1 protein-coding gene is annotated in these 258 nt (G+C 69.4%); it reads right to left on the bottom strand.

All coding sequences use genetic code 11. The features are described 5' to 3' along the window. Positions 1–65 precede the first annotated feature (65 nt). Positions 66–258, bottom strand: a 193-nt coding sequence (locus IEZ00_RS15310; protein WP_189223869.1) for a ricin-type beta-trefoil lectin domain protein, incomplete at its 5' end; no start/stop codon positions are given.

The following is a 258-nucleotide window of genomic DNA, read 5'->3' on the forward strand; positions in this document are numbered from 1 at the left end:
GCACCCGCTGACGACCCGCGAACGCGGGAACCCCACCGCTGGTTCTCGTCGAACGTTCCTTCGGTTCAGGGCGGGGTCCAGCGTTGGTTGGCGCCGCCGTGGCAGGTCCAGACGATCAACCGCGTGCCGTCTGCCGAACCGCCGCCATCGGCGTCCAGGCACTTGCCCGACTGCCCGTTGACCAACGACCCGTTCCCGCCCACGGCCCAGTTCTGCCCACCACCACCGGTGCAACTCCACAACCGCACCACACTGCCG

The sequence above is a fragment of the Saccharothrix coeruleofusca genome (assembly GCF_014648515.1).
GTDB lineage: Bacteria > Actinomycetota > Actinomycetes > Mycobacteriales > Pseudonocardiaceae > Actinosynnema > Actinosynnema coeruleofuscum.